This window comes from Nocardiopsis sp. YSL2, assembly GCF_030555055.1.
In the GTDB taxonomy this organism is placed as follows: Bacteria; Actinomycetota; Actinomycetes; order Streptosporangiales; family Streptosporangiaceae; genus Nocardiopsis.
In genome coordinates this window covers 1,417,152-1,437,180 of sequence record NZ_JAMOAO010000001.1, presented here as the reverse complement: position 1 = coordinate 1,437,180, position 20,029 = coordinate 1,417,152, and the positions used below count along the sequence as shown (strand labels likewise).

Genomic DNA, 20,029 nt, shown 5'->3' with positions numbered 1-20,029 from the left:
GGTGCGCATGAGCGAGGTCATCCCGCTGGCGCACGGCTCGGACGAAGATCTGGGCTGGCAGGAACGTGCCCTGTGCGCGCAGACCGACCCGGAGGCGTTCTTCCCCGAGAAGGGCGGCTCGACCCGGGAAGCGAAGAAGGTCTGCCAGTCGTGCGAGGTACGTGCGGAGTGCCTGGAATACGCGCTGGAGCACGATGAGCGCTTCGGTATCTGGGGGGGACTCTCCGAGCGTGAGCGTCGAAGGCTCAAGAAAGCCGCCGGAGGGGATTTCGATTTCCTGGCGGACATGCTGTAGGAGCTGACGCGAAGACGCGCGTTCGGGCCATGAGCCCGGGCGCGCGTTCTTCATGTTCGGGGTGTTCATGGAGAACGTTCGCATTGCGCCCGATGACTCTCTGGTGCGAAATACCCGATATGGCCGAGCCGGGGTCGGCTGTGCCGAATAGGTCCGGAATGGTGCCGGGTGGCGTATCGTGATGTCCCGGCTCGCCCCGTCGGGCCGCCTCCGGCGCGCTCACGCGCCCGCCGACCGCGGGCCCGCGCGGCCGGTACCCGCACGGGCCCGGACACCGGTGCCCACCCCTTCTCCCGGAGAGAACCCACCACAGCCGTGCTTGACCAGGATTCCGCCCGACACGTCGTCACCGTGGTCGTCGTCAACCACGACGGCGCCCGCTGGCTGCCGGAGACCTTGGCGGCGGTCCGCGCGCAGACACGTCCTGTCCAACGCGTCGTGGCGGCGGACACCGGCAGTACCGACGACAGTCCCGACACGCTCGCCGAGTACCTGCCCTCCGACGCCGTCCTCGACCTGCCCGCCGACACCGGCTTCGGCGACGCCGTACGCGCCGCCCTGGAGCTGCCGCGCTCCACCACGCCCGTGCGCGGCTTCGACGACGACGCCACGGAGTGGATCTGGCTCGTCCACGACGACCTCACCCCGGAGCGCGACGCCCTCGAACACCTGCTGGCCGCCGCCGACCAGGACCCGCGTGCCGCCGTGCTGGGACCCAAGCTCCGCGACTGGTTCGACCGCCGCCGACTGATCGAGGCCGGCGTCACCATCGATGGCGCGGGCCGCCGCGAGACCGGCCTGGAGCAGCGGGAGTTCGACCACGGGCAGCACGACGGCAACCGCCAGGTCCTCGCCGTCTCCAGCGCCGGCATGCTCATCCGCCGCGACGTGTGGGACCGGCTCGGCGGCTTCGACCCCGCCCTGCCGCTCTTCCGCGACGACATCGACTTCTGCTGGCGCGTGGGCGGCGCCGGGCTGCGCGCGATCCTGGTCACCGACGCGGTCGCCTACCACGCCGAGGCCTCGGCGCGCCGCCGCCGGCTCATCACCGCCACCCGCAACCACCCCCGCCGGGTCGACCGGCGCCACGCCGTGTTCGTGCTCCTGGCCAACCTCCCCCTCGGCGGCATGGTCGCGGCGCTGCTGCGCAACTCCGTCGGCTCGCTGCTGCGCGTGCTGATGTACCTGCTCATCAAGCAGCCCGCCAACGCGCTGGACGAGGCGGCGGCGATCACCCTGGTGTACCTGCGGCCCTTCCGGCTGGCCCGCGCGCGCTTCCGGCGCCGCCGCGACCGCCGCCGCACCTACAGCGCCATCCGGCCGTTCCTCGCGCGCGGCGTGGCGATGCGCCAGTTCCACGACGCCGTCACCGGCCTGCTGTCGGGGGACCCGGTGGTCAACACTCCCGGCCGGCACCAGGCCGTGACAGCCGAGCCCGCACCCGACGGGGACGACGACACCCCCGACGACCGCAACGGGTTCGTCCGCCGCGTCCTGTTGCGGCCCGGACCGCTCCTGGTGGCGGGCCTGGTCGCGATCACCGTCGTGGCCGGGCGCTCCCTGCTGGTCGGCGATCTCCTCGCGGGCGGTGCCCTGCCCCCGGTCGCCGGCTCGGCCGGTGACCTGTGGTCGCTGTACCTGTCCGGGTACCCCGACAGCGGACTGGGCTCGGACGGGCCGGTCCCGCCCTACGTCGGGCTGCTCGCCCTCCTGTCCACCCTCACCCTGGGCAAGCCGTGGCTGGCGGTGACCATCGTCCTGCTGGGCTGTGTGCCGCTGGCCGGGCTGACCGCCTACCTCCTGGCCCGCGAGGTGCTGCGCTACCGTCCGGCCCGCCTGTGGATGGCCGGCGCCTACGCGCTGCTGCCCATGGCGATCGGCGCGGTCGCGCAGGGCCGTCTGGGCACCGCGCTCGTGCACGCGCTGCTGCCCGTGCTCGGGCTCCTGCTGGTGCGGGTGGTCTCGATGCCGCCGCGGCACTCGCGGCGTGCCGCCTGGGGCCTGGGCCTGACCCTGGCCGTGGCCACCGCGTTCGTGCCGATGGTGTGGCTGCTGTGCGCGGCGACCGGTGTGCTCGTCGCGGTCGCCTTCGCCCACCTGGGACGCCGCATCCACGTCAGCATCCTGCTGAGCCTGGCCCTGCCGGTCGTGCTGCTGATGCCGTGGTCGCTGGAGCTGGTGGTGCACCCCTCGCTGTGGCTGCTGGAAGCCGGTCTGCACCGGCCCGAGCTCTCCGATCCCGGCGCGGCCCCCTACGAGCTGCTCATGCTCTCCCCGGGCGGCCCCGGCGCCCTGCCGTTCTGGGTGACCTCGGGGTTCCTGGCCGCCGCCCTGTGCTCGCTGCTGCTGCTCCGCAACCGGATGCTCGTCGCCGCGGGATGGACCCTGGCCCTGTTCGGGATCCTCGTCGCCGTCCTCACCAGCCGGATCGTCGTCGAGCCGCACTTCGGCGGGCCGCCGGCGGCGGTCTGGCCGGGCGTGGCCCTGGCCTTCGCCGCCACGGCGGTCCTCCTGGCCTCGGCCAGCGCGGCCCGCGCGTTCGGCGAGATGGCCAAGGGGGAGGGGGCGGACGTCGGCCCCCTCCGGCGCTGGTTCGGGCGGGGCGGCCGACGCGTGTTCGCCCTCGGTGTCGCCGCGCTGGCCCTGGCCACCCCGGTCACCGCGGCCGCGCTGTGGATGTGGGAGGGCGTGGACGGCCCGGTCACCGCGCACTTCGCCCCCGTCGTCCCGGGAGCCCTGGAGACGCTCAGCGAGGACGGCACCCGGCCGCGCACCCTGGTGGTGACCCCTGACGGCGACGGCGGCGTGGACTACACGGTCGTGCGCGGTCGCGAGCCGCGGCTGGGCGAGGAGCGCATCACGCCTCCGCCGGAGACGCGCGCGGTCATCGACCGGGCCGTCGCCGAGCTGGCCGTGGGGCAGGGCGGCGACCAGCTCTTCGCCCTGGCCGACTACGGCGTCCAGTACGTGCTCTACCCGCGCCCCGACATCGCCGGGCCCTCCGACACCACCATGGTCGACACCCTCGACGGGACACCCGGACTGGAACGCCAGTCGCTGTCCGACCAGTACGCGCTGTGGCGGCTGAGGGACTCCGGCGGCGCGCTGCGGGTGGTGGACGAGGACGGCCTCGAAGCCGAGGCCCTGACCGTGCGGGGCCAGGCCGGCGACCTCACCGCCGAGGCCGCCCCCGGCGGCGCCGGGCGGCTGCTCTCCCTCGGTGAGCCCGCCGGCGGCGGGTGGCGCGCCACCCTCGACGGAACCGAACTGGCGCCGGCGTCCACCGAGCACGGAAACCAGGCGTGGGAGCTGCCCGTGGACGGCGGGCGGGTGCGCGTGTGGCACACCGACTACGTTCACACGGCCTGGCTGGTCACACAGGCCGTCCTGGTCGTGGTGGTGGCGGTCCTGGCCGCGCCCGGGGTGCGGACCGAGGAGGACGTGCGGCTCATCGAGTCCACGCCCACGCCGCGGCCCCGCCGCCCCGAAGGGCTGCGGCGATCGCGCCGGCGGCCGAGGCCGGGCCGGTCCAGGCCGGAGCGCGCGGGACGGCCGGACCGGTCGAGGGCGGCCCGGACCGGGACCGAGGTGCCGGAGCGGACGGGCCCGGACGGCCCGGACGAGGACGCGTCGACCGGTGCCCTGCCCGTCACCCGCGAGGGCGGGAGGCGGCGCGGCACCCGGGGCACCCGGCGGCGGAGCCGCCGCAGGGACGGGCGGGGCCGTTCCGGCGGCGGTACGAGCACCACCGTGAACGAGGGGGAGGAGTAGCCCGTGCGACTGATCGTGGAGAACCGCTTCGCGCTGTTCGGGCTGGTCGCGTTGGCGATGGTGACGATGCTGGGCATCGCGTACGTGATCCGGCCGGTGAGCGCCGTCCTGGGCGAGAGCGGGCCGGGCACGGTCCGCCCGGACCACTCCGTACGCGTGTGCCCGGCCCCGCACGAGGCCGACGACGACGGCGCCGAGAGCTCGATCCGGGCGTTCTCCCCCCGGGTGGACCGCGACGACGAGGGATCCCTGCGGGCCGAGCCGGTTCCAGCGGCGCGCGGTACCGGCGAGGACGCGGCGGTCGACGGCGACTCCGAGGACGCCGAGGGCACGGACGAGGACCAGGAGGACACCGACGAGGAGGCGGACGCCGACGAGGACGCCGCCCCGGACGCCGGCACCGACGAGGACGCCGGCACCGACGAGTCGGCCGAGGACGGGGCCGGCGGGGCTGCCGGCGGCCGGACCCTCGGCGAGGAACTCACCGAACCCGGCCTGCTGTGGCACGCCGACACCGGGACGGAGACCGATCCCGTCGCGCTCCGCGCCGAGGGTGCCCTCGCCTCCGGACTCGACGCCGCCCAGGTCACGGTGTCCGACGACGAGGTCACCGAGGTTCGCTGCCTGGAGCCCTCCATCGGCACCTGGTTCGCGCTGCCCGGCGGGAACGATCCCGAGGACGTGGTGGTGGACTCCCTCACGGCTCATCTGGCCAACCCCGAGGACTCACGCGCCACGGTCAGCGTGGACGTGTTCACCCTGGAGGGGCCCTCCTACTCCTCCGAGAGCCGGGGCATCGCCCTGGCGGCGGGCGAGTCCACCGCACTCGACCTGACCGAACTCGTCCAGAACACCGCCGCCATCGGTGTCCACGTGCGCACCAGCACGGGCCGTGTGGGCGCCGCGCTGCTGGCCGAGCACTCCTCCGGCGCCACCGACTGGGTTCCGCCCACCACGGACCCGGGGGTGGAGCACGTCATCCCCGGAGTGCTCGGCGGCGACGGCACCCGTCGGCTGTACGTGGCCGCGCCCGGTGACGAGGCCGCCGAGGTCCGCGTCCACGTCGTCGGTTCAGCCGCGTCGGAGGGCGAGGACACCGAGACCGATGAGGACGGGGGCGAAGGCGAACCGGAGGAGGCCGTCGGCACGGCGGAGGAGCCTCTGGTGCTCGACGTCGCCCCGGCCGCGTCGGCCTGGCTCACGCTGGAGACGGCTCTGGGCGGCGAACCCGGGACCGTGGTCGTGGAGTCCGACGTGCCCGTCGTCGTGGGAGCCATCGCCGAGATCGAGGACTCCGACGGCGACGTGGTCGAGACGGCCTACTCCGCCGCGGTCGGGCCACTGGCCTTCCCCCACGACACGACCGCCGTCCTGGCCAACGTCCCCGAGGACGTCGAGACGCAGCTGATCCTCGGTGCCGTGGACGCGGACGTGTCGGTGATCGCCACCCCGATCGGGGCCGACGGCACCCAGGGGGACGCGGTGAAGATCACCGTCGGCGCGGGCACCACGCGTACGTTCGGCTCGGAGGACGACGCGTGGGAGCGCCCGCCGGGGACCGACCCCGAGGACGCCTACGCGGTCCGTCTGGAGCTGTTGGAGGAGTCCGCGGGACCGGTCCACGCCGCCCGCGTGCTGCGCTCCGGGGAGGCGCTCAGCGTCGTGCCGGTGCACCCGGCACCGGTCCGTGTGGAGCTGCCGGTCGTCAGGGACAGCATGGTGGGGATCGTGCCTTAGGGCGTGTTCCGTGGATGCCGCCCGTCGCGAGCGGCGTTCCGGTGCGGCTGTCGCAAGACCGAAGAAGAAGGCGTCCCGGTGTGCGGCTGCGGCGCAGTCCTTTCCTCCGCGACCCGTGCTCGGGGCACCGGGAGTCCACTCGCGGCACCCAGCGGTCCCGCGGGCTGGGCGGCCTGCGTTGTCCCCCGGGGGCTGGAGGCACGCGTTTGTTGTTCAACCGCCTCCGGGGGTGCGGCTCCAGGCGGGTACGACGAGGGAGCGGCGCACGGCAGCGGGGATGTGGATCAGCTCTCGGGGTCGACGGACTCCGGCTCCACCCCCAGGAGGTTGGCGACCTCCTCGACCACGGTCTCGTGGACCAGGAGGGCCATCTCCTCGGGATCCTTGGTGCGGATCTCGACCGGACGCCGGTAGACCACGATGCGGGCACGGCCCGCGGGATCGGTGTCCAGGCGTGAGAAGGGGATCGCTTCGGGCGGCCGGTCGCCGAGCGGGATCGGGGGGACGTCCTCGACGAGGAAGTCGACGTTGGCCAGCTCCCGAGCCCACAAGCGCTCCAGGCGTTCGACCGCGTCCAGGACAAGGTCGTCGAAGGCCTGCGCTCGGCTACGGAACACCGGCAGGTCAGAGGGCACGAGAGGACCGCGGATGCCTCGGCCGCGGCGGTCCCGGCGCCGCACTCGGTCTGGTTGGCCACTGGAAAGGCGCACTCGTCGCACACTTCGAGACTAAGCCATCCCGGGCCCCGCGCGTAGTCCCATCCGTCTCGAACGTGGACTCGTGCCGGAGGCGGCGACACGGGGCCGTCCCGGCACTGCGCCGGGGCAGGGCCGCCGCATGGTGCGGACATGACCCGAAACGGCCCAGTTCATGGCACGAAGCTGGCGTGTCCCTCGGTAAGGGCATACAGTCAGGGGCTGTGAGCCCAGTTCGACGCTGCTCCCGTACCGCGTGCAGACAGCCAGCCGTATTCACGCTCACGTACGTCTACGCGGACTCGACTGCCGTCCTCGGCCCGCTCGCCGCCTACGTTGAGCCGCACTGCTACGACCTGTGCGCCATGCACGCGGAGCGGCTGACCGCCCCGCGCGGGTGGGAGGTCGTACGCCTGCCGGTGGAGACCTCGGGTGGAGGCCCCGGGAGCGACGACCTGGAGGCGCTGGCCGACGCCGTACGTGAGGCCGCGCGCCCGCCGGCGCGCCGTGAGCCCGCCGACGCCGTCGGCGAGGGCTCCGAGACCCTGCGCCGCGGGCACCTGCGCGTGGTCCGCTCCGACCCCGGCCGCGGTGAGCCCGGCCCGCCCCGCAGGCCCCGCGACTGACCGGACCGGCGCCGTCGCCGTCGGTGGTGCCCCTGGGGGGCCGCGGTGACCGCTTGCTAGCTTTGTAGCGCGCGTGGACCCGTCCGCGCGTGGGACCGAATCTGGAGCAGAACCGACGGGCCGGAGCAGACGTGGCTGATCTCGGAAGCATCTTCAAGGCGTACGACGTGCGCGGGGTGATCCCGGACACCTTCGACGCGGGCATCGCCCGCGCCATCGGAGCCGCCTTCGCGCACGTGGTCGGCGGCCCCGCGGTCGTCGTCGCACACGACATGCGCCCCTCATCGCCGGAGCTGGCCACCGCCTTCGGGGAGGGCGTCACCTCCCAGGGCGTGGACGTGGTCTTCGCCGGCCTCGGCTCCACCGACCTGCTGTACTACGGCTCGGGGCAGCTCGACCTGCCCGGAGCCATGTTCACCGCCAGCCACAACCCCGCCGAGTACAACGGCATCAAGATGTGCCGGGCCGGTGCGGCGCCCATCAGTGCCGACACCGGACTCGACGAGATCCGCCGACTCGCGGAGAAGGGGGTTCCCGCCTACGACGGCCCCGAGGGCTCGGTCACGGAGAAGGACCTGCTGCCCGGCTACGCCGCCTACCTGCGCGACCTGGTGGACCTGTCGGGCATCCGCCCGCTCACGGTCGCCGTGGACGCGGGCAACGGCATGGGCGGCCACACCGTCCCGGCCGTGCTGCAGGACGGCGGCCTGCCGCTGGAGATCCTGCCCCTGTTCTTCGAGCTGGACGGCACCTTCCCCAACCACCCCGCCAACCCCCTCGACCCCGACAACCTGGTCGACCTCCAGGCCAGGGTGCGCGAGTCCGGCGCCGACATCGGCCTGGCCTTCGACGGCGACGCCGACCGCTGCTTCGTCATCGACGAGCGCGGCGAGGCCGTGCCGCCCTCGGCCATCACCGCCCTGGTGGCCGCACAGGAACTGGAGCGCGAGCCCGGGGCCACCATCATCCACAACCTCATCACCTCGGCCGCGGTCGCCGACATCGTGCGCGAGCGCGGCGGTGTCCCCCTGCGCACCCGCGTCGGCCACTCCTTCATCAAGGCGACGATGGCCGAGACCGGCGCGATCTTCGGCGGCGAGCACTCCGCCCACTACTACTTCCGGGACTTCTGGAAGGCCGACACCGGTATGCTCGCCGCCATGCACGTCCTGCGGGTCCTGGGGACGGACGACCGTCCGCTCTCCGAGATCACCCGGGAGTACTCGCGCTACGCGGCTTCCGGCGAGGTCAACTCCAAGGTCGACGACGCCGCCGGGCGCATGGCCGCGGTGCGCGCGGCCTTCGAGGGCCGTGAGGGCGTCACGGTCGACGAACTCGACGGGATGACCGTCGCCCTGCCGGGCGGCGCCTGGTTCAACCTGCGCGCCTCCAACACCGAGCCGCTGCTGCGGCTCAACGTCGAGGCGGCCGACGACGCCGGGGTCGCCGCGCTGCGCGACGAGGTCCTGTCCATCGTCCGCGCCTGACCGGGCATCATGGAGGGACGGGCGCGGACCGCGGCACTCCGCGCCCGTCCGGCGCCGCCGGTACCACGGCCCTGGCCCGACGGCTTGGGCACCACACGAGGAACGAGAACGATGAGCACGAAGATCGACGACTGGCTGCTGGAGATCCTGGCCTGCCCGCAGAGCCAGGCCCCGCTCCGCCACGATCCCGAGACCGACGAGCTGGTCTGTGACGAGAGCGGCCTCGCCTATCCCATCAGGGACGGCATTCCGGTCCTGCTGGTCGACGAGGCCCGAAAAATCGGTTGAGGTCCGAGGGAACGTCGCGGACGTTTCCGCAGTCATATCGGGAGCGACAGGGGACGAGGCGTCCTTTTCGGACGTGAGGGACCGCGCCGCGGTATTCCCCACAACCCGTACCCTGGTGCTGCGCCCCGCCAAGACGACCTCCCTGGAGGACACAGATGCCCGGTCCCGAACCGCTTCGGCCGAGCGACCCCGTATCGTTCGGTGAGTACAGCGTGACCGGACGCCTCGGTAAGGGTGGTCAGGGTGTCGTCTATCTGGCGGAGGCCCCCGACGGCGAGGAGTTCGCGGTCAAGGTCCTCAACGACCAGTGGTCCCAGGACACCGACCTGCGCAAGCGGTTCGAGAAGGAGGTCCGTGCCGCGCAGAAGGTCGCGTCCTTCTGTACCGCCGCGATCATCGACGCCCAGCTCGACAGCGACCCGCCCTACGTGGTCAGCGAGTTCGTGCCGGGCAAGGACCTGCAGGAGACCATCGCCAAGGGCGCCACCCAGAAGGGCTCGCGCCTGCAGCGCCTGGCGGTCTCCACCGCGACCGCGCTCGTGGCCATCCACAAGGCCGGGATCGTCCACCGGGACTTCAAGCCCGGCAACGTCCTCCTGGGCCCGGACGGGCCGCGCGTGATCGACTTCGGTATCGCCCGGGTCGACGACGGTACGGCCACCATGACCAACTCGATCGTCGGTACGCCCTCCTACATGGCTCCCGAGCAGATCGAGGGCCGCGGGATCACCGACAAGTGCGACATCTTCGCCTGGGGCTGTGTCATCGCGTTCGCCTCCACCGGCAAGGCGCCGTTCGGCGCCGACACCGTGCCAGCGGTGGTGCACCGGGTCGTCAGCGCGCCGCCGGAGCTGGACGGCATGGACGAGGACCTGCGCCCGATCGTCGAGTCCTGTCTGGACAAGAACCCCGACAACCGTCCCAACGCGCAGACCCTGCTCATGCGCCTGCTGGGCCACGACGGTCCGGCGGGCGACTCCGACGCCGACGACGCGCTCAAGCAGGGGGAGCGGATCGCCCAGACGGGGCTGATCACCGGCGGTCAGACGCCGCCCATGCGGCCCCAGGGGCCCCCGCAGCCGCCCCACCTCCAGCAGCACGCCACCGGCGGGCACCCGCCGATGACCTCGGACCCCCGCATGGGCCAGCACCCGGGGATGTCCAACCCGCGGCCGGGCCAGATGGGCCACCCCATGAGCTCCGACCCCCGCCACGGGTTCGGCGGCCACCCGGGGGTCTCCAACCCCCGCCCCGGTACCCCGGGCATGCCCGGCGTGCCCGGAGCCCCGGGGGGCTACCCCCAGCAGCGGCCCGTGCCGCCCGCGGCGCAGCACGCGGGCAACCCGCTCGCGACGGGGATGAACCCCAACCAGGCCTTCTCCCGCCCCGGCATGCAGCAGCCCATGCCGCGCCCGGTCGAGCAGAACTCCGTCCTCCAGCAGAGCTGGGTCATTCCGGCGGTCCTGATCACCATCGTGATCCTGCTGCTCCTGCTCCTCATCATCTGGCTCGCCTAGGTTCCACGTCCCGCGCCCCCCGCCGCAGGCCGCGGAGGTCCGCACCCGTGGCCGGACCCTGGGGCCGTGTGCGCCTCGGCGCCGGCGCGCCGCCCGGGCGGCTCAGACGCGCGTGAGCGCCTGCATGGAGCGCGAGAGGGCCTCGTCGACGAGGTCGCGCACTTGGGGCCACCGGTCGTCCGCGCAGTCGGTGGGGATCACGGTGACGCTGTCCTCCCCGGTCATGTCCAGGGCGTCGCGCACGCCGTCGGCGGTGGCCAGGCGGGCGTTGGCGGTCACCGCGAGCACGCCGGTGCGCGGATGGCCGATCTCCTGGACGACCACGGCCAGGGTCAGGGAGGCGTCGCCGACCACCAGCTCCAGGACCGTCCACCAGTGCGCGGCTCCCGGGGTGAGCACGGTGGGGGCCGCCGCCGCGGCCCCGACGGCGTCCGCGGTCGGAGCGTCCGCGCCCCCCGAGTGCACCGAGGCGCGGGCCTCGGGATCCATCGAGCGCAGGATCAGCGCGACCGACTCCGCGCGTGTGTGGAGGTAGTCCTGGAGCCGTCTGCGCAGCACCGCGGCCAGCGGTGGAATCGCCGACCGCGGCTGGGGCACGGCGTCGGGGGTCCAGCTCAGCTCGTCGCGCAGGGCACCGGTCACCAGGCGGGCGAACCGGCTCACCAGGGTGGCGAAGGCGTCGTCCGGCCGGGCCGGCTCCGAGGCCGGGTCCGGCAGCAGCGGTGGGAAGTCCGCGCGGCGCAGGACCAGGGACGCCAGGACCCACGGCAGCACCCACGGGGACCGGTCGCGGGGCGTGTGCGACTCGTCCAGCTCGGACAGCACGGCCACGCACTCGGCGTAGGTGTGGGCGGCCCGCACCACCGGGTGCGCCGGGAGCGCGGCGGCCTCGGCCAGGCGGCGGGCCCGGTCGGCGCCGAGCGTGCGCCGGGGCGAGCGCGAGGCGCAGTCCTCGGGCAGGGAGGCGGCGTCGTGGTTGAGCTCCTCGACGACCTCGGCGGTCACCGGGCGCCCGGACATCCGGTCGCCGGAGGCGGATTCCAGCAGCGCCTCCAGGGCGGGACCGCCGCCCATCTGCCGGACGCGGCTGCGCACGGACGCTCGCCGCGCGGCTCCGCGGGCGTCACGGGACTGGCCCTGGCGGTGCTGTGCCCAGATCGCCCGGAGCCGGTCAACGTCCATGAGGTCATCGCGCACGCGCTCCGGGAGACGGTCCGGGGCAGCGCTGCCGCTAAGGGTATCCACGTGAGAATCCGTAGCCCGTGTGCTCCACGCCAAAACCTGTCGCGGGGGCCCATCTGTGGCCATGACCGGTCGCGCACGGCTGTCAACCCTGAGTCGAGTCCGGCGTCGGGGTCGCCGAACCCCTGCTGGTAGGGCGGGTGGGGCCCGTGGTGCCGATCGGTGGCGACGGCCTCCGCGGCGCCGGCTCAGCGGCGCCGGTCCTGCAGGAGCCGCATCGCCTTCTGCTTGTCGAAGTCCAGGGCGCGGGCGGGCGCGGCCGCCAGGCGTCCGAGCCGCTCGCCGTGGTCGCGTACGCGCGCCAGCACCTCGGGTTCGGCGAGCACGCGCAGGGCGAACGCCAGCGCGGCCGGGGGGATGTCGAACTCGCGTTCCAGCTCCAGGCCGGTGGCGATCGTGCGGAGGTCCTCCTCGGTGAACCTGCGGTGCCGGTGGCCGCGGCCCGTCGGCTGCTCCTGTGTGCGGGGCAGCAGTCCGAGTCCCTCGCGGTAGCGCAGCATGCGGGCACTCGTGCCGACCCGCTCGGCGGCCGTCGAGATCGGTACGGGCCCGGCCGTCCAGGCGGAGCGGTCGGGTGTGCGCGGGGCGTCGTCGCGGGCGGCCATGAAGGCGACACTAATCGAAACCCGAGACCAAGGTGGGCAAAGCTGACACCTGATTGTCAGCTTTGTGCCGTGGCGCTCTGTGCGGCTCTAGAATCGTGGCGCAACCACGATGACGAGTGAGGAACGCATGGCTTTCGACTTCAAGGTCGCCGATCTGTCCCTGGCCGAGTTCGGCCGCGACGAGATCCGGCTCGCCGAGCACGAGATGCCCGGGCTCATGGCCACCCGCGCCGAGTACGGGGACAGCAAGCCGCTCAGCGGCGCGCGCATCATGGGCTCGCTGCACATGACCGTTCAGACCGCCGTCCTCATCGAGACCCTGGTCGCCCTGGGCGCCGAGGTGCGCTGGGTCAGCTGCAACATCTTCTCCACCCAGGACCACGCCGCGGCCGCCGTCGTGGTGGGCCCCGACGGTACTCCCGACGACCCCAAGGGCGTCCCCGTCTTCGCCTGGAAGGGGGAGACGCTGGAGGAGTACTGGTGGTGCACCGAGCAGGCGCTCACCTGGCCCGGCGCCGAGGGCCCCAACATGATCCTGGACGACGGCGGCGACGCCACGATGCTCGTCCACAAGGGCGCCGCCTACGAGAAGGCCGGTGCCGTGCCGGACCCCTCCACCGCTGACAGCGAGGAGTTCGCGGTCGTCCTCGGCCTGCTCCAGAAGAGCCTGGCGGCCGACTCCGGCAAGTGGACCAAGATCGCCGCCGGCATCCGCGGCGTCACCGAGGAGACCACCACCGGCGTGCTCCGCCTCTACGAGATGCAGCGCGACGGCACCCTGCCGTTCCCGGCGATCAACGTCAACGACTCGGTCACCAAGAGCAAGTTCGACAACAAGTACGGCATCCGCCACTCGCTGCCCGACGGCATCATGCGCGCCACCGACGTCCTCATCGGCGGCAAGGTCGCCGTGGTCTGCGGCTACGGCGACGTGGGCAAGGGCGCGGCCGAAGCGCTGCGCGGCCAGGGCGCCCGCGTGATCGTCACCGAGATCGACCCGATCAACGCCCTCCAGGCGGCGATGGACGGCTTCCAGGTCACCACCCTGGAGGACGTGCTGGACACCGGTGACATCTTCATCACCACCACCGGCAACTTCAACGTCATCATGGCCGACCAGATCACCCGGATGAAGCACCAGGCGATCGTCGGCAACGTCGGCCACTTCGACAACGAGATCGACATGGCCGGCCTGGCGAAGGTGCCCGGCGTCACGAAGAAGGAGATCAAGCCGCAGGTCCACGAGTGGACCTTCGAGGACGGCACGTCCGTGCTGGTGCTCTCCGAGGGCCGCCTGCTCAACCTGGGCAACGCCACCGGCCACCCCAGCTTCGTGATGTCCAACAGCTTCACCAACCAGGTCATCGCGCAGATCGAGCTGTTCACCAAGCAGGAGGAGTACCCGGTGGCCGTGTACACGCTGCCCAAGATCCTCGACGAGAAGGTCGCGCGCCTGCACCTGGACGCCCTGGGCGTCAAGCTGACCACGCTCACCAAGGAGCAGGCCGACTACATCGGCGTGGACGTCGCCGGCCCGTACAAGGCCGACCACTACCGCTACTAGCAGTCGGGTGGACATGACCGAGCCCTCACACGAGGTGGCGGACCTCGGCCTCGCGGAGGCCGGGGTCCGCCGGGTTGACTGGGCCGAGCGCTCCATGCCGGTTCTGCGCAGCGTGCGCGAGCGCTTCGCGGCCGAGCGGCCGCTGGAGGGCCTGCGCATCGCCGCCTGCCTGCACGTGACCGCCGAGACCGCGAACCTGCTGCGCGCCCTGCGCGCGGGCGGCGCCGAGCTCGCCCTGGCCGCGTCCAACCCGGTGTCGACCCAGGACGACACCGCGGCCGCGCTGGTGGCCGAGTACGGGGTGTCGGTCCACGCGTGGGCGGGCATGGACCCGGTCGCCTACGACCGCAACCTCGTCACCGTGCTGGAGACGCGTCCGCACCTGTTGCTGGACGACGGGTGCGACCTGGTCAACACGGTCCACTCCGACCGCCCCGACCTGCTGGAGGGCATCCTCGGCGGCTGCGAGCAGACCACCACGGGTGTCATCCGGCTGCGCCGGATGAGCGCCGAGGGCGAACTGCGGCTGCCGATGGTCGCCGTGAACGACACCGCGACCAAGCGCATGTTCGACAACCGGTACGGCACCGGGCAGTCGACCATCGACGGCATCCTGCGGGCCACCAACGCGATGCTGGCGGGGCGCACCGTCGTGGTCGCGGGCTTCGGGTACTGCGGTCGGGGGCTGGCCGAGCGGGCCCGCGGCATGGGTGCGCGCGTGGTGGTCACCGAGGTCGACCCGGTCAAGGCCCTGGACGCGGTGATGCAGGGCTACACCGTCATGACGATGGCGGAGGCGGCTCCGGTCGGGGACGTGTTCGTCACCGTCACCGGCAACCGGGACGTGGTCGGCGCCGAGCACCTGGAGCGGATGAAGGACGGCGCGATCCTGGCCAACTCCGGCCACTTCGACCTGGAGATCGACCTGGCCGCGCTCGACGCGCTCGCCGTCACGGTCAACCGGGGCGTGCGCGAGCAGGCCGACGAGTACGTGTTCGCCGACGGCCGCCGCGTCCTGCTGCTGTCGGAGGGGCGCCTGGTCAACCTGGGCGCCGCCGAGGGGCACCCGGCCGCGGTGATGGACCTGTCCTTCGCGGTGCAGGCCCTGACCACGGAGTGGCTGGCCCGCTCGCACGCCGAGCTGGCCCCGGGCGTGGTGGACGTTCCGACCGAGACCGACACCGAGGTGGCCCGGCTCGAACTGGCCGAGCTGGGCGTGAGCATCGACGCCCTCACCGCGGGCCAGGAGGCCTACCTCAGCTCCTGGCGGCCCTGAGGGCCGGGCGGGAGCCCGGTATCCGCACCCGTGCCGGCCCCGGGTGCGGGTACCGGTGTCAGTACCGGGGCCGTTGCGAGGTGTCCAGGTGGCGCCGCCGGCGCTCGGCCAGGACGGCGGCCAGGAAGTAGGGCGGGGTCGTGCCGGGCGGCGGTGGCGGGCTGATCTGGGACGCCACCTGGTCGGCCAGGCGGGCACCCATCTCGTGCCGGGTGTGCTCGGCCAGCTCCTGGTAGCGCAGCACGTACTGGCGGGCGGCCGCGGCGGTCTCGTCGGCCAGCCCGGACAGCTCGGCGCCGGCCGCCCACCCGGCCAGCTGCGGCGGCATCGGGACGTGCTCGGCCCGGCGGCGCCCGGTGCGCTCCTCCACGACCATCGTCCCGGCCACGAAGTCGCCGACGCGGCGGCCGTCCCGGTTGATCATCGAGGTGATCAGCGCGATCACCCCGGTGAACATCCAGATCTCCACGAACCCCGCCAGGGCGCGTCCCAGCGCCTGGCGGAAGCGCTCGGGGGAGCCGTCGGTGCCGACCACGCGCAGACCCATGGCCATCTTGCCGAGGGAGCGGCCGCGGGAGATGGTCTCGAACGCCGTCGGGTAGCCGACGAGGATCAGGACCACGCCGGCGAGGGAGACCGCGCTGGTGGCGGCCACGTCCACGCCGAAACTCATCCAGGCCACCAGGACGATCAGCACGGCCAGGGCGATCAACTGGACGAGGGCGTCGATGGCGATGGCCGCGGCCCTCGTGGCGAAGCCGGCGGGCCTCAGGTCGAGGACCACCGCATCACCCGTGACCAGCGGGGTGACGCCGTAGACGTCGCCACCGGTCTCACCGCCTCCGGGGTAGGACACCAGCACACGCTCCCTTGAGGGCCGACTGCAACCGTCCACTCGACATTACCCGGCACTCATCAGGCACGTTCGCACCGGCGGTCACGGGCGGGGGACGATCCAGTAGGGTCCAATGCGTGGATATCGACGTCTTCGCCGCGGCGCACGCCCGGGAGTGGGAACGGCTGGACGACCTGGTGCGCAGGCGCCGGTCGCTGCGGGGCGCGGAGATCGACGAACTCGTCGACCTCTACCAGCGGGTGTCCACGCACCTGTCGGTCGTGCGCTCCTCCGGGCAGGACCCGGCCCTGGTGGGCCGGCTGTCGACGCAGGTGGCCCGGGCCCGGTCGGCGGTGACGGGCGCGCACGCGCCCGCCTGGCGCGACGCGGCGGGATTCTTCACACGGGTGTTCCCCGCGGTGCTCTACAGGCTGCGGTGGTGGTGGATCGGTGTCTCCGCGGGCACGCTGCTGCTGTCGACGGCCGTGGCCGTGTGGATGGTGGCCGATCCCGACGTGATGCACGCGGTGGGCACGCCGGAGGAGATGGCCCGCTTCGTCGAGCACGACTTCGCCAACTACTACGTGGAGAACCCGGCCGGATCGTTCGCGGCCCAGGTGTGGACCAACAACGCGTGGGTGTCGGCACAGGCGATCATCTTCGGCGTGGCCTTCGGGCTGCCGACGCTGTACGTGCTGGCGATGAACGGGGTCAACCTCGGGTTCGCGGCGGGGATGATGATCGGCCACGGCCGGGGTGAGCAGTTCTTCGGGCTGATCCTGCCGCACGGCCTGCTGGAGCTGACGGCGGTGTTCGTGGCGGGCGGTGTCGGCCTGAAACTGGGCTGGACGATCATCGCGCCGGGCGACCGCACGCGCATGCGCGCCCTGGGGGAGGAGGCCCGGGCGGCCATCGCGGTGGCCCTCGGGCTCGTGGTGGTGCTGTTCGTCTCGGGCCTCATCGAGGGCTTCGTCACCGGGTGGGTGCACACCACGTGGCTGCGCATCGGCATCGGCGTGGTCGCCGAGGCGCTGTTCCTCGCCTACGTGTTCACAGTGGGACGCAAGGCCCACATGGAGGGCGAGACGGGCGACATCAAGGACGCCCCGGCCGCCGTCCCGGTCGGCTGAGCCCCCGCCGGGGAGCGCTGGGCACGGCCCTCGCCTCACCCCCGTGGCGTGTATGACAGTCTGTATTACACTGGCCGCATGGTGATGATCAGTTTTCGACCCGATGAGCGGACCGAGCAGGAGCTGCGGGAGCTGGCGGCCGGACGCGACCGGTCGACGGTTCTCAGGGAGATCATTCACGAGGCCTACATGGAGCGCCAGTACGCCCAAGCCCAGGCGGATGCCGAGCGGCTGAGACACGACGAGGCGGACCGGGCCGAACTCGCGCGGATCGCCGAGGAGATGGGCGACTCGGATGCGTGGTGACCTCTATCGTCTCCGTGCCGACAAGCGAGCCTTGGGCCATGAGCAGCGCGGCCCTCGGTACTGCGTGGAACTCCAGGGGCCCTTCAACCTGTCCACCGTCGTCGTGGCGCCCACCTCGACCAGTGCCGGACCAGCGCTGTTCCGGCCCGAGATCAAGTTGGCGGACGGCACCACCACCCGGGTGCTCGTCGACCAGATGCGCTCTGTGGACCGGCAGATCCGCCTGGGGGACTTCGCCGGGAGGCTGGAGCCCGGCGAACTGGACGAGGTGGATCATGCCTGCCGTCTCGTCCTCGGCCTTCTCTGAGCCGACGGACCCGCCGGTGCGGGCCCGCACCGGCGGGACAGCACCTACAGCCGTCCCTGGGCCTTGAGGTTGATGTAGGCGTCGGCCAGGGCCGGGGCGATGTGCTCGGGGTCGGCGTCGACCACCTCCACGCCCAGCCGCCGCAGCTCCGCGGTCACCCGGCGGCGCTCGTCGAGCGTGCGCTCGGCGGACCCGGCCCGGTACACCGCGTCGGCGCTGCCCCGCTCCTCGGCCATGGCGTCCACGGCCGGGTCGCGGACCGCCGCGACCATGAGCAGGTGACGGGAGGTCAGCGCGGGCAGCCGGGGCAGCAGCCCCTCCTCCAGTGAGGCGGCGTTGAGGTCGGTCAGCAGCACCACCAGCTTCCGGGCCCGGCCCTGGGTGCCCAGGATCGTCCCCACCAGCCCCGACGGATCCGATTCGACCAGCTCCGCCTCCAGCGGCGCCATCGCCTCCACGATCCGTCCCACCTGGCTGCCCTTGCCCGAGGAGCGCACCTGCGCCCGCGTGCGCCGGTCGTAGGCCAGGAAGTCCACCCGGTCGCCCGCCTTGCCCGCCAGCGCGGCGAGCAGCAGCGCGGCGTCCATGGCGTGGTCCAGACGCGGGGTGTCGCCCACGCGCCCCGCCGACGTGCGACCCGTGTCCAGCACGATGAGGATGCGCCGGTCGCGCTCGGGCCGCCAGGTGCGCACCACCACGCCGTCGCCCCGGGCGGTCGCGCGCCAGTCGATGGACCGGACGTCGTCACCGGGCACGTAGTCGCGCAGCGAGTCGAACTCGCTGCCCTGCCCGCGCACCATCGCGGTGTGCTGGCCCTCCAGCTCCCGCAGCCGCGACAGCTTTCCCGGCAGGTGCCGACGGCTGTGGAACGGCGGCAGCGTCCGAACCGTCCACGGCGCCGACAGCGTCCGCTGACGCCCCGCCAGCCCCAGCGGGCCCACACTGCGCACCGTCAGCCCCGCGGCCCGGGCGTCGCCTCGGCGTGTGGGCGTCAGCGTCGTGGTCACGCGGCGCCGCTCGCCCGGGTCCACGCGCAGCGGGCGCGAGCGGGGCTCGGCGTGCGCGCTCGGCGGCCAGGCGTCGCGCACCGACCCCCGCAGGTGTCGCCTCGACGGGTTGGCCACTGTCACGGACACCGTCGCGGAGTCGCCCAGCCGCAGCGAGGTGTCGCCCTCCCGCGCCAGCCGCAGAGCCCTGGGGCTCGCGGCCAGCAGCACGTCCACCGCGATCAGAGCCACCAGCAGGCCCGACGCGACCGCCGTCACGACCGCTCCCAGGTCGCCCGAGATCGCCACGGCCGCCGCCGCCACGAGGGCCACGATCACGGCGCGGCCGGTGACCACCATCAGCGGGGCACCGGGACGGAGGCGAGCACACCGTCCAGGATTCCGTCGCTGGTCGCGCCCTCCAGCTCGGCCTCGGGCCGCAGCGAGATCCGGTGCCGCAGCGTCCCCTTCGCCAGCGCCTTGACGTCGTCCGGTGTCACGTAGTCGCGGCCCGTCAGCCACGCCCACGCCCGGCTGGTGCGCAGCAGTGCCGTGGCACCGCGGGGCGAGGCGCCGAGCTGCAGGGACGGCGACATCCGCGTCGCCCGGCACAGGTCCACGATGTACCCCAGCACTTCGGGGGCCACCCGCACGCGCTCGACCGCCAGACGTGCCGCGTGCAGCTCCGCGGCCCCGGCCACGGCGCGCACACCGGCACCGGCCAGGTCGCCCGGGTCGAACCCCTCCGCGTGGCGGCCCAGCATGTCCACCTCGGCGGCGCGCTCGGGCAGGGGGATGGTCACCTTGAGCAGGAACCGGTCCAGCTGTGCCTCCGGCAGCGGGTACGTGCCCTCGTACTCGACCGGGTTCTGCGTGGCGGCGACCATGAACGGCTCCGGCAGCGCCACCGGGCGCCCCTCGACCGTCACCTGGTGCTCCTCCATGGCCTCCAGCAGCGAGGCCTGCGTCTTCGGCGGGGTCCGGTTGATCTCGTCGGCCAACAGCAGGTTGGTGAAGACCGGGCCCTTGAGGAACTCGAACTTCGCCGTGTTCTGGTCGTAGACGAGCGAGCCCGTCACGTCGCCCGGCATCAGGTCCGGGGTGAACTGCACCCGCTTGTTGTCCAGGGACAGGGCTGCGGCGACCGTGCGCACCAGCAGTGTCTTGGCGACACCGGGCACACCCTCCAGCAGCACGTGGCCGCGGCACAGCAGTGCCACGACCAGGCCGGTCACCGTCTCGTCCTGACCCACGACCGCCTTGGCCACCTCGCGGCGCAGGTCGGTCAACGCCGATCGCGCCGCCTCGGCGGATGGCAGTGCCTCGGGTGTGAAGGCGCTCACGTGCGGTCTACCTCTCTCG

Annotated in this window: 18 protein-coding genes; 12 read left to right on the top strand and 6 right to left on the bottom strand. The window is 73.0% G+C overall.

The window, feature by feature from the left end:
- The first annotated feature begins 7 nt into the window (after positions 1–7).
- The 3 genes from M1P99_RS06150 to M1P99_RS06140 all read left to right on the top strand — a co-directional run bounded on the left by M1P99_RS06150 (position 8) and on the right by M1P99_RS06140 (position 5,803).
- Positions 8–295 carry a WhiB family transcriptional regulator gene (locus tag M1P99_RS06150; RefSeq protein WP_014908913.1) on the top strand — a complete coding sequence of 96 codons (288 nt, stop codon included), beginning with the start codon at positions 8–10 and terminating at the stop codon, positions 293–295.
- A gap of 315 nt (positions 296–610) precedes the next feature.
- Positions 611–4,066, top strand: a complete 3,456-nt coding sequence (locus tag M1P99_RS06145; protein ID WP_304451700.1) for a glycosyltransferase family 2 protein — start codon at positions 611–613, stop codon at positions 4,064–4,066.
- Between the two features lie 3 nt (positions 4,067–4,069).
- On the top strand, positions 4,070–5,803 hold the full coding sequence (locus M1P99_RS06140) for a DUF5719 family protein (RefSeq protein ID WP_304451699.1): 1,734 nt from the start codon (positions 4,070–4,072) through the stop codon (positions 5,801–5,803).
- A gap of 284 nt (positions 5,804–6,087) precedes the next feature.
- Here the strand turns inward: M1P99_RS06140 and M1P99_RS06135 are convergent, their stop codons facing one another.
- Positions 6,088–6,483 (bottom strand): metallopeptidase family protein, encoded by a 396-nt coding sequence (locus M1P99_RS06135; protein WP_053615588.1) that lies wholly within the window; start codon positions 6,481–6,483, stop codon positions 6,088–6,090.
- Positions 6,484–6,722: 239 nt separating this feature from the next.
- Between M1P99_RS06135 and M1P99_RS06130 the strand changes: the two genes are divergently transcribed.
- From M1P99_RS06130 to M1P99_RS06115, 4 genes are all read left to right on the top strand, one after another.
- Positions 6,723–7,124 carry a DUF3499 domain-containing protein gene (locus tag M1P99_RS06130; RefSeq protein WP_304451698.1) on the top strand — a complete coding sequence of 134 codons (402 nt, stop codon included), beginning with the start codon at positions 6,723–6,725 and terminating at the stop codon, positions 7,122–7,124.
- A 131-nt stretch (positions 7,125–7,255) separates the two neighbouring features.
- Positions 7,256–8,611 (top strand): phosphomannomutase/phosphoglucomutase, encoded by a 1,356-nt coding sequence (locus tag M1P99_RS06125; protein ID WP_304451697.1) that lies wholly within the window; start codon positions 7,256–7,258, stop codon positions 8,609–8,611.
- A gap of 111 nt (positions 8,612–8,722) precedes the next feature.
- The gene (locus M1P99_RS06120; protein WP_082376097.1) at positions 8,723–8,899 is read left to right on the top strand and encodes a Trm112 family protein; all 177 of its coding nucleotides are present in this window, start codon (positions 8,723–8,725) and stop codon (positions 8,897–8,899) included.
- A gap of 155 nt (positions 8,900–9,054) precedes the next feature.
- Positions 9,055–10,416 (top strand): serine/threonine-protein kinase, encoded by a 1,362-nt coding sequence (locus M1P99_RS06115; RefSeq protein WP_304451696.1) that lies wholly within the window; start codon positions 9,055–9,057, stop codon positions 10,414–10,416.
- A 102-nt stretch (positions 10,417–10,518) separates the two neighbouring features.
- Here M1P99_RS06115 and M1P99_RS06110 read toward each other — a convergent pair whose 3' ends face one another.
- Complete coding sequence (locus M1P99_RS06110) at positions 10,519–11,661, bottom strand: hypothetical protein (RefSeq protein ID WP_304451695.1); 1,143 nt, start codon at positions 11,659–11,661, stop codon at positions 10,519–10,521.
- 185 nt (positions 11,662–11,846) lie between these two features.
- A complete protein-coding gene (locus M1P99_RS06105) occupies positions 11,847–12,263 on the bottom strand; it encodes a MerR family transcriptional regulator (RefSeq protein WP_304451694.1) in 417 nt (138 codons plus the stop codon).
- A gap of 127 nt (positions 12,264–12,390) precedes the next feature.
- Between M1P99_RS06105 and ahcY (M1P99_RS06100) the strand changes: the two genes are divergently transcribed.
- Together ahcY (M1P99_RS06100) and ahcY (M1P99_RS06095) are read left to right on the top strand one after the other, a co-directional pair.
- On the top strand, positions 12,391–13,827 hold the full coding sequence (gene ahcY / locus M1P99_RS06100) for an adenosylhomocysteinase (protein WP_304451693.1): 1,437 nt from the start codon (positions 12,391–12,393) through the stop codon (positions 13,825–13,827).
- A 13-nt stretch (positions 13,828–13,840) separates the two neighbouring features.
- Positions 13,841–15,103: an adenosylhomocysteinase gene (gene ahcY, locus M1P99_RS06095; RefSeq protein WP_304451692.1), complete on the top strand. Its 1,263-nt coding sequence runs from the start codon at positions 13,841–13,843 to the stop codon at positions 15,101–15,103.
- A 58-nt stretch (positions 15,104–15,161) separates the two neighbouring features.
- Here ahcY (M1P99_RS06095) and M1P99_RS06090 read toward each other — a convergent pair whose 3' ends face one another.
- Positions 15,162–15,965 carry an RDD family protein gene (locus M1P99_RS06090; protein WP_304451691.1) on the bottom strand — a complete coding sequence of 268 codons (804 nt, stop codon included), beginning with the start codon at positions 15,963–15,965 and terminating at the stop codon, positions 15,162–15,164.
- 110 nt (positions 15,966–16,075) lie between these two features.
- Between M1P99_RS06090 and M1P99_RS06085 the strand changes: the two genes are divergently transcribed.
- The 3 genes from M1P99_RS06085 (at position 16,076) to M1P99_RS06075 (ending at position 17,681) form a co-directional block, all read left to right on the top strand.
- On the top strand, positions 16,076–17,068 hold the full coding sequence (locus M1P99_RS06085; RefSeq protein WP_304451690.1) for a stage II sporulation protein M: 993 nt from the start codon (positions 16,076–16,078) through the stop codon (positions 17,066–17,068).
- A gap of 78 nt (positions 17,069–17,146) precedes the next feature.
- Positions 17,147–17,374: a hypothetical protein gene (locus tag M1P99_RS06080; protein ID WP_304451689.1), complete on the top strand. Its 228-nt coding sequence runs from the start codon at positions 17,147–17,149 to the stop codon at positions 17,372–17,374.
- A gap of 31 nt (positions 17,375–17,405) precedes the next feature.
- Positions 17,406–17,681 carry a type II toxin-antitoxin system PemK/MazF family toxin gene (locus M1P99_RS06075; RefSeq protein WP_304451688.1) on the top strand — a complete coding sequence of 92 codons (276 nt, stop codon included), beginning with the start codon at positions 17,406–17,408 and terminating at the stop codon, positions 17,679–17,681.
- A gap of 44 nt (positions 17,682–17,725) precedes the next feature.
- On the opposite strand, the gene M1P99_RS06070 is transcribed toward M1P99_RS06075, so the two are convergent.
- Together M1P99_RS06070 and M1P99_RS06065 are read right to left on the bottom strand one after the other, a co-directional pair.
- On the bottom strand, positions 17,726–19,027 hold the full coding sequence (locus M1P99_RS06070) for a DUF58 domain-containing protein (protein ID WP_304451687.1): 1,302 nt from the start codon (positions 19,025–19,027) through the stop codon (positions 17,726–17,728).
- Positions 19,027–20,010, bottom strand: coding sequence for a MoxR family ATPase (locus M1P99_RS06065; protein ID WP_304451686.1), 984 nt, complete (start codon positions 20,008–20,010; stop codon positions 19,027–19,029). The genes M1P99_RS06070 and M1P99_RS06065 overlap by 1 nt, the downstream gene beginning before the upstream one ends.
- Between the last annotated feature and the right edge of the window lie 19 nt (positions 20,011–20,029).